The organism is Streptomyces sp. S6 (assembly GCF_054880855.1).
Genome location: NZ_JBTYMC010000287.1, coordinates 1 through 8,603, shown reverse-complemented (window position 1 = coordinate 8,603; position 8,603 = coordinate 1). Strand labels below are relative to the sequence as shown.

Here is an 8,603-nt window from a genome sequence, read left to right as displayed (position 1 = left end):
GCGTCCGCACCCCCCAGGTCCCGGCCGGTACCGACCGGATCACCTGGGGTGTCTCCGTCTACGGCACCGGCTCGGTCACCACCGACGACTACACGATGGACCAGGTCCCGGTGCCGGCCCTGCTCGACGGCCGCGTCAACGACATCAGCGGTGAGATCTACATGGCGTACTTCCTCACCGCGCAGAACCGGCTGCACCCCATCTACCGCAGTCCGGCCGAGGTCTTCCGGCAGCCCTACGCGGGATACGTGGAGCAACTCTTCGACACCCACCACACCGAGGAGGACATCGTCACCAAACTCCCCGGTTCGGCGAAGCGACTCCTCACCGACAGCTTCTACCAGCGCCTCCAGCACCCGGACGGCGCCCTGCTGGCCGCGCTCAAGGCACAGGACGGCACCTGCGACTGGAAGCCCGATGTCCCCGTACGCCTGCACAGCGCGGCCGGCGACACGGACGTGGCCATCGCCAACTCCCTCGACTGCGCGGCCGATCTGGCCCGCCACGGAGTCACCGCCCCCGTGATCGACCACGGAAAGACCGACCACGGCGGATCCTTCAAGCTGGCGGGGCCCCAGATCGTCCGCTGGTTCGACACCCTCGCACGCTGAGGACCGCCGGGCCGGCCCGAAGACCCCTGACGTACCCGGGCCGGCCCGAGCGGCTTACACGCCGAACTCCCGTATCACCACGTCCCGGAAGACCGCGCCGCCGTCGATCGTGAACAGCGCCAGCCCCGTGTCGACGAGGTAGGGGAACACCTCCGAGGAGTGCGTGTACCGGCCGTCGTCCACGAACATCTCGACGGACGTGCGGTCGACCAGGATCCGCAGGGTCACCGTGCGGCCGGACGGGTCGAAGGGGGAGTGGCTCTCCTGCCACTTGCCGGAGGTGTCGGGGTTGACGGCGCCGCGCCGGTTGAGGAATGCGTAGTCGCGGTAGACACCGGCGTCGACGTGCCGGCTGCCGTCGGCGGAGCGGCGGAGCTGGACGCCCGCGCCGGTGAGGCGGTCCCAGGTGATGCGGCAGGTCAACTCGTAGGCGGTGCCCGTGTAGTCGAGGACGCGGCTGCCGTCGACCGGGATGTCGCCGAGGCGCACCGTGCGTGAGACGTGGGTGTCGAGGGCGGCGACCGGGCGGGAGGCGAGATGGTACGCGCCGGACGCCGTCCGCTTCAGGGTGACCTCGCGGACGATCGAGTCGGTGCCGTTGAAGCCGTCGCAGTCGATCGTGGGCGTGGTGTTCGCGTAGTCCCAGTTGTTCAGCCAGCCCATCGCGTACCGGACGGCGGGGTCGACCGAGCCGTCCGCGCGGTGCTTCTCGAAGGTGACGGCGCCGTACCAGTCGAACCCGTGGTCCAGCCACTGCGGGTCACCGGCGTCGGGGGTGAACGTGCTGCCGTCGAAGGCGCCGGTCCAGTAGGCGTACGTGTTCGGCAGCCCCGCGCCCTTCCCGTTGCCGCTCACGCCGAGCACCCACTTCGTGGTGCCGTCGGAGGCGGTCAGCCGGAACAGGTCGGGGCACTCCAGCGCGCCGAGCCCCTCCTTGACGAAGCCGCCGGCGTACGTCCAGCTCTTCAGGTCGCCGGAGTGGTAGAAGCCCACCTTGGAGCCCTCGGCGAGAGCCATCACCCAGCGCCCGCGCTCCTCGTCACGGATCACCTTCGGGTCGCGGAAGTCGGTCACACCCGGGTTCGGCAGCACCGGCGCGATGCCGTAGTGCGTGAAGGTGCGGCCCCGGTCCGTGGAGTAGTACAGGAACTGCTCCTGGCGGTCCGTGCCGCCGCCCGGCGACAGGGTGGCGAGGACGACGACGGCGCCGGCCCCGAACCCGGCGGAGCCGTGCGTGTCGACCACCGCCGAGCCCGACCAGACGTCCCCGTTGGGGGTCGTGTCCTTCGGGACGGCGACGCCGCGGTCCCGGAAGGTGACCAGGTCGGTGCTGGTGGCCAGCCGCCAGGCCGTGCCGACGACGCCGGTGAAATAGTCGGCGTTGTAGAGGTAGTAGCAGTGGTACGTGCCGTCGATCCACACCGGTCGCTGCGGGTCGTTCTTCCAGCCGTCGGGGACCGTGTGGTGGTACTCGGCGCGGTACCGCGCGCAGACCGGCGCCGACTTCGGCCGGGCCTCGGCCGGGGTGGGCAGCACCGAGGCCGTCACCCCCACGGCCGACCCCGCGAACAGGGCTCTCCTGGATATTCCGGGCATCACACATCGTCCCTCTCGTGAGAACGGCGGCTCATGTGAAGCAGGACTGTGCGACCTAACTCGTTAAAGGTCAAGCGTGCGCGCCTCTTGACATGGCCGCGACGCGCTTCCCATCATCTGGGGCATCAACGCTGAACTAACACGAGTTAGGCACCTGGATGACCGACTCGCACCTCACTCGCCGCACGCTGCTGCGGTACGGCGCCTACGGCGCGGGAGCCGCCGCCCTGACCGGAACCGCCGCGAGCTGGGACCGGCTCACCGGCGCCGACATCCCCGGCCGCGACGACGGCTCCCTCACCGTCGCCACCCTCGGCCCCGCCTACGGGCCGGAGGCCATCCGTACCCTCACCGAGGGATTCCGCAAGACGCACCCGGACATCAAACTGCGGATCAACGCGGTCCAGGCCGTCGACTGGTCGGACTTCTTCGCGAAGATCCTCACCCAGATCGCGGCGGGCACCGCACCCGACCTGGTCTACGTCGCCACCGAGGGCGTCCAGTTGTTCGCCCAGCGCCTCGGCGTCCCCCTCGACCGGTACGTGAAACGGGACGCGGCCGAACTGAAGGAGTACTTCGCCGACGTCCACCCCTCACTGGTGGAGTCGATGATGTACGAGGGGAGCCTCTATCAGCTCCCCGTCGAGTTCAACGCCGCCGACATGTACCTCAACCGGCAGGTCCTGCGCCGGGCGGGCGCCGACTTCCCGGCCCCCGACTGGACCCGCGACGACTTCACCGCCCTGCTGCGCGCCATGAAGAAGTCCAACGGCTCCCAGTTCACCCCCTACTTCTGGACCAACCGGCTGTGGGGCGGCGTCGTGCCCTGGCTGTTCAACAACGACACCAACCTCCTCGCCGAGTCCAAAGCCCCCGGCGGCGCCTGGCTCTGGGACTCCTTCTACCCGGCCGCCGAACGCCGGGGACGCGGCGGCGGCTTCCGCTGGACCACCCCGCAGGCCACCCACGACCGCGTCGAGGAGGCGTACGACTACCTCGCCTCCCTCATCCGCGACGACCTCTGCACCCGCCCCGAGGGCGGCAACGGCCAGAACCTCGTCGGCGTCTTCTCCACCGGCCGCGTCGGCGTCACCCCCGCCGGCGGCTTCTGGGCGGGCGGCCTGCACCAGGCCGGCATGGCGGGCGACGCCTTCGACGTCCAGTACTTCCCGCGATGGCGCACCCAGCGCATGCAGTTCGGCGCCGCCGGCTACGCCCTGCTGCGCACCTCCAAGAAACAGGACGAGGCCTGGGAGTTCATCAAGTACGCCGCCCGCAAGGACACGCTCACCGCCCTGTTCGACACCAACCAGACGACCCCGGCCCGCCGCTCCATGCTGACGGCAGACCGCTACCGGGAGACCGGCCCGGCGCACTGGCCCGTCTTCTACGACACCCTCGACAAGTTCCCCGACACCGGGCCGATCCCGGCGCCGCCGCAGGTCGCCGAGGTGACCGACGTCCTCCTCAAGCACACCGGGACCGCCCTCGCCTCCCCGCGCGCGGTGCGCCCCGCGCTGCGCCGGATGCAGGGCGACCTGGAGAAGGCCATGGAGCGTGAGATATGACGAGCACGCAGATCCCCGCGCCCGCACGGACCCCGGTTCCGTCGCAGTCCGCCCCGCGCCCCTCACCCCGGGAGCGCGGCACCCGCCTGCTGGCCACGCTGTTCCTGGCGCCCACCGTCGTCGGCATCGTCGTCTTCACCGTCGTCCCGATCGCAGGCTCGGTCGTCCTGAGCCTCTTCCAGTGGAACGTCATCGACTCCCCGACCTTCGCCGGGACCGCCAACTACCGTGAGGTCTTCGGCAATTCGACCGTGCTGGTGTCCTTCCGCAACACCCTGGTGTTCATGGTGTTCGCGGTCGCCCTGCAACTCGTCATCGCGCTGGCCCTGGCGCTCACGCTGACCGGGCGGATGCCGGGGTGGCTGCGGTCGGTGTTCCGCTCCGCGTTCTTCTTCCCGCTGGTGCTGTCCGCCGCCTCGATCTCCGTCGTGATGAAGTACCTCTTCAACCAGGACTTCGGCGTCGTGAACTGGCTGATCGGGCTGGTCGGGATCGCCCCCGTGCCCTGGCTGACGTCCGAGAACGCGGCGATGGCCACCGTCGTCATCGTCTACGTCTGGCAGCAGTTCGGCTTCTCGTTCCTGCTGTTCGTCGGCGGCCTGAACAACATCCCCAAGGAGATCCACGAGGCCGCCTCCCTCGACGGCGCCACCGGACTGCGCAAACACCTCCACGTCACGCTGCCGCTGCTGTCGCCGACGCTGCTGGTGGCGACCGTCGTCGGCGTGATCAACGCGCTCCAGGTCTTCGAGCAGCCGTACGTCCTCACCGACGGCGGACCCGGCGACTCCACCCGCACCGTCGTGATGGTCATCTACGAGACGGCGTTCGAGCAGCTGCGCTTCGGCGAGGCGTCCGCGGTGGGCGTGCTGCTGTTCGTGCTGATCATGGCGGTGACCGCCCTCCAGTTCCGGCTCAGCCGGCGTTTCGTCCACTACCAGTGAGCCGGGTGAGTCCCATGAGCCAAGCGGTTTCCCTCAGTCGTACCCGGCACACCCTCGGGCCCTGGGCGCGGATCGCCGCCCTGACCGTGTGCGCGCTGCTGACCCTCGGCCCGGTCATCTGGACCGTGTCCACCTCCCTGCGCACCCCCGCCCAGTCCTTCGACCTGCCCCCGCAGATCATCCCGACGCACCCCACGGCCGACGCCTACCGGGGCGTGTTCGACCAACTGGACGTCTGGCTGCTGGCCCTCAACTCCACGCTCGTGACCGCACTGATCGCGGTCGGCCAGATGATCACCGCCGGCCTCGCCGGATACGCCTTCGCACGCCTCGAATTCCGGTTCAAGAAGCCCCTGTTCGGGCTGGTCCTGGCCACCATGATGGTGCCGCTCCAGGTCACCATCGTCCCGGTGTTCCTGGTCCTGAAGTCGATGGGCCTCACCGACACCCTCCTCGGCCTGATCGTCCCGGCCTTCCCGACCGCCTTCGGCACCTTCCTCATGCGCCAGTACTTCATGGGCATGCCCAAGGACCTGGGCGAGGCCGCCATGCTGGACGGCGCCGCGCCCTGGCGGATCTTCCGCTCCGTCTACGCGCCGCTCGCAGCTCCCGGCCTCGCGATCGTCGGCGTCCTCGCCTTCAACTACCACTGGAACGAATTCTTCCGGCCGCTGATCCTGGAGACCTCCGGCCAGAACTACACGCTGCCGCTGGGCCTCGTCTCCCTCCAGGGCAACCTCGGCACCGGCTCCATCTCCGTCGTCCTCGCCGGCGTCGTCCTGTCCATGCTCCCCGCCGTCGCCGTGTTCGTCGTCGGCCAGCGCCCTCTGCGCGAGGGCATCACATCCGCAGGAGTCAACCGTTGAACCACGACCCCAACGCACCGCGTTTCAGGGTCCGTCCGCCCACCGGCTGGATCAACGACCCCAACGGGCCGTTCCGCTGGCAGGGCCGCTACCACCTCTTCTACCAGCACAACCCGGCCGCCCCCGTGCACGACGACATCCACTGGGGCCACGTCTCCAGCCCCGACCTCCTGCACTGGGAGCATCACCCGATCGCCCTCACCCCGACCCCCGACGGCCCCGACGAGGCCGGCTGCTGGTCCGGCTGCGTGGTCGACGACGACGGCGTGCCGACCGCCGTCTACACCGGCATCGACCGCCACCACACCGGCCTCGGCACCGTCTGCCTCGCCCGCGCCGTCGTCCCCGACGACGAGACCCTCACCGACTGGAAACCGCTCCCGGCCCCCGTGCTGACCGGACCCCCGGCCGACCTCGACGCCGTCATGTTCCGCGACCCGTTCGTCTTCACCCACGACGGACACCGCTGGGCCCTCCTCGGCGCGGGCCACGCCGACGGCACCCCCTCGGTCCTGCTCTACGACTGCGACGACCTCACCGACTGGCGCTTCGCCGGAGTCCTCCTCGACGGCCACGACCCCGTGGCGGCCGAGGCGTTCGGCGACCGGGCCGTCGGCTGGGAATGCCCGCAGCTGTACGCGACGGCCGCCGGGGAGTGGACGCTCGTCGTGTCGCTGTGGGACGGCGACCCGTGGACGACCGGATACCTGACGGGACGTCTGACCCCGTCCCCCGAAGGCGAGTTGCGCTTCGAGCCCCACACCGCCGGCCGCCTCGACCACGGCCCGGACCTCTACGCCCCCGCCGTCCTCCCGGAACCCCGCCGGACCCTGATGTGGGGCTGGTCGTGGGAGGCGCGCGAGCAGAGCGAGGTGGACCGCGCGGGCTGGGCCGGCGTCCTCACCGCGCCGAGGGAGGTGGACACCCATCCGGACGGCACGCTGCGGGTCGTCCCCGCACGGGAACTCGAACTGCTGCGCGCCGCCGAGCCGTTCGTCACCCTGGACGGCGGCGGCCGGGTCCCGCTACCGCACTCCTGCGACCTCACCGTCACCGCACACGGCCCCACCACCGTGAGCCTGCCGACGACGACGCTGCGACTCGACCCGGACGCGGGCACCGTGACCCTGGAACGCGCCGACGAGCCGATCGTGCTGCGGACCCCGGGCAGGCAACTGCGGCTGCTCGTCGACGGCTCGCTGGCCGAACTGTTCCTCGACGACCGGGCCACGGTGACCCAGCGGCTCTACGACGCCGCTCCCGAACTCGTGGTGTCGGGGGCGGCGGCCGAGGTCACGGGGTGGGAGCTGCTCCCAGGGACGCCCGACTGATCACCGGGCAGGCGATGCGGCGCGTGGTGGCGGGCGGGGTGCGGCCGGTGTCGATGGAGTCGAGCAGGAGCCGGGCGGCGGCCTCACCCATCGCATGGTGGGGGAGCGCGACCGTCGTCAGCGGCGGGGTCAGGAACTCCGCCATGTGCTCCTGGTCGTCGTAGCCGACCACCGAGAGAGCGCCCGGCACCGGGATGCCCAGCCGGGTCGCGGCGTGCAGGACGCCCGCCGCGACCCGGTCGTTGTAGCAGAAGACCCCGGTCGGACGCCGGTCGGCCGGGGCACCGTCGAGGATGTGCAGCGCCCCCTCGTACCCGCTGGAGATCTCGCCGCCCGTGCGCACCGCCCACTCCTTCGGCACCATGATCCCCTCGACCCGCAGGGCGTCCCGGAAACCCCTCAGCCGCTCGGCCGACGCGATGTCGTTCTGTCCGCCGACCATCGCGACGCGACGGTGCCCCTCCTCCAGCAGCAGCCGGGCGGCGGTGCGGCCACCGGCACGCTCGGCGGGGACGACCGCCGGCAACGAGTCGTCCTGCGGCAGACAGTTGGCGAGGACGGACGGGGTGCGGTGCAGGCCGTCGGGGACGCGGACGCGGCGCAGCGACATCGCGGCGTAGATGATGCCGTCCACCCGGCGGTCGAGGAGCTCCGCGACGGCCGCGTCCTCCTTCGCCGGGTCGCCGCCGGAGTCCACCGTCAGCACCAGGTGATCGTTGTCCCAGGCCGTCTCCATCGCGCCGCGCAGCAGCCGGCCCGCGAACGGCGAGGACGCGATCTCGTCCGTGACCAGCCCGATCACGGCCGTACGGCGCCGGCGCAGACCACGGGCGACCGGGTCGGGACGGTAACCCAACTGGGCCGCCGCCTGCCGGATGCGCTCCTGCGTGGCCAGGGAGAGATTGCCCTCGGCACGCCCGTTGAACACGAACGAGACGGCGGTGTGCGACACCCCCGCGAGCCGGGCGACGTCCCTCGACGTGGGACGCCCGGAACCCGCCGACTGTCTCTCCTCAGTGCCGCCCATAGCGCGCGCCGCCCTCATCCCCACCCGTCCGGTTGATCACCGCTCACCCTATCCGTGACGCTCGGTGTCCGACACAGGCGATGTCCTGCCGGCCAGGGGCCGGGCGTTGTGAAACAGGGGTGCGGGGGAGCCGGCGCGCTGTGATACTGCGCCGATGATCAATGTGCCTGTCGCCGCGCTGGATTCACTGCGCGGACTCGCGTTCGGCGACGCCTTCGGCGACCGCTGGTTCGGCATCCTGCGCCGGCAGGGGACGGCGGCCCTGGAGGCGCGGACGCTGCCCCCGGAAACGCTGTGGCGGTGGAGCGACGACACCGCTCAGGCGCTGGTGCTGGTCCGGGAACTCCTCGCGGGCGGGGGAGTCGTCGACCAGGACCGCCTGGCCCTGAGCCTCGCGGCGGCCTACGCCGAGGACACGCACCGCGGCTACGGGGCGTCGATGCATGACGTGCTGCGCCGGATCGGCGCGGGGGAGCCCTGGCGGGACGTGGTCACCGGACAGTTCGGCGGCCAGGGTTCCTGGGGCAACGGCGCCGCCATGCGGGCCGCCCCGCTCGGTGCCTGGCACAGCGCCGACCTCGACGCGGTCGCGGAGCAGGCGGCCCGGCAGGGCGAGGTCTCCCACCACCACCCGGAAGCGGTCACCGCGGCGGTGCCCGC

Annotated in this window: 7 protein-coding genes and 1 pseudogene; 6 read left to right on the top strand and 2 right to left on the bottom strand. The window is 71.2% G+C overall.

The annotated features are described in order from the left end of the window. Positions 1–611 (top strand): annotated as a pseudogene (locus ACVNF4_RS28470) (hypothetical protein); the annotation flags it as partial. A gap of 54 nt (positions 612–665) precedes the next feature. Here ACVNF4_RS28470 and ACVNF4_RS28465 read toward each other — a convergent pair. Further along, the gene (locus tag ACVNF4_RS28465) at positions 666–2,207 is read right to left on the bottom strand and encodes a glycoside hydrolase family 32 protein (protein WP_461805750.1); all 1,542 of its coding nucleotides are present in this window, start codon (positions 2,205–2,207) and stop codon (positions 666–668) included. Between the two features lie 158 nt (positions 2,208–2,365). Between ACVNF4_RS28465 and ACVNF4_RS28460 the strand changes: the two genes are divergently transcribed. The 4 genes from ACVNF4_RS28460 to ACVNF4_RS28445 are packed head-to-tail and all read left to right on the top strand — an operon-like array spanning position 2,366 to position 6,916. Next, entirely contained in the window at positions 2,366–3,775 is a 1,410-nt protein-coding gene (locus ACVNF4_RS28460; protein ID WP_461805749.1) for an extracellular solute-binding protein, read from the top strand. Further along, positions 3,772–4,719: a carbohydrate ABC transporter permease gene (locus ACVNF4_RS28455; protein ID WP_461805748.1), complete on the top strand. Its 948-nt coding sequence runs from the start codon at positions 3,772–3,774 to the stop codon at positions 4,717–4,719. The genes ACVNF4_RS28460 and ACVNF4_RS28455 overlap by 4 nt, the downstream gene beginning before the upstream one ends. 14 nt (positions 4,720–4,733) lie before the next feature. Continuing rightward, on the top strand, positions 4,734–5,585 hold the full coding sequence (locus tag ACVNF4_RS28450) for a carbohydrate ABC transporter permease (RefSeq protein WP_461805747.1): 852 nt from the start codon (positions 4,734–4,736) through the stop codon (positions 5,583–5,585). Beyond that, positions 5,582–6,916, top strand: a complete 1,335-nt coding sequence (locus tag ACVNF4_RS28445; protein ID WP_461805746.1) for a glycoside hydrolase family 32 protein — start codon at positions 5,582–5,584, stop codon at positions 6,914–6,916. Before ACVNF4_RS28450 ends, ACVNF4_RS28445 begins: the two co-directional genes overlap by 4 nt. On the opposite strand, the gene ACVNF4_RS28440 is transcribed toward ACVNF4_RS28445, so the two are convergent. After that, a complete protein-coding gene (locus ACVNF4_RS28440; RefSeq protein WP_461805745.1) occupies positions 6,879–7,943 on the bottom strand; it encodes a LacI family DNA-binding transcriptional regulator in 1,065 nt (354 codons plus the stop codon). The two genes, ACVNF4_RS28445 and ACVNF4_RS28440, sit on opposite strands and share 38 nt — an antisense overlap. A gap of 154 nt (positions 7,944–8,097) precedes the next feature. On the opposite strand from ACVNF4_RS28440, the gene ACVNF4_RS28435 reads away from it, so the two are divergent. Further along, positions 8,098–8,603 (top strand): ADP-ribosylglycohydrolase family protein (locus tag ACVNF4_RS28435; protein ID WP_461805744.1); only part of this gene is annotated, 506 nt, incomplete at its 3' end.

Excerpts from the sequence above, each read along its gene's own strand:
- ACVNF4_RS28460 (WP_461805749.1), top strand. The coding sequence starts at position 2,366 with ATGACCGACTCGCACCTCACTCGCCGCACGCTGCTGCGGTACGGCGCC.
- ACVNF4_RS28455 (WP_461805748.1), top strand. The coding sequence starts at position 3,772 with ATGACGAGCACGCAGATCCCCGCGCCCGCACGGACCCCGGTTCCGTCG.
- ACVNF4_RS28440 (WP_461805745.1), bottom strand. The coding sequence starts at position 7,943 with ATGGGCGGCACTGAGGAGAGACAGTCGGCGGGTTCCGGGCGTCCCACG.
- ACVNF4_RS28465 (WP_461805750.1), bottom strand. The coding sequence starts at position 2,207 with ATGCCCGGAATATCCAGGAGAGCCCTGTTCGCGGGGTCGGCCGTGGGG.
- ACVNF4_RS28450 (WP_461805747.1), top strand. The coding sequence starts at position 4,734 with ATGAGCCAAGCGGTTTCCCTCAGTCGTACCCGGCACACCCTCGGGCCC.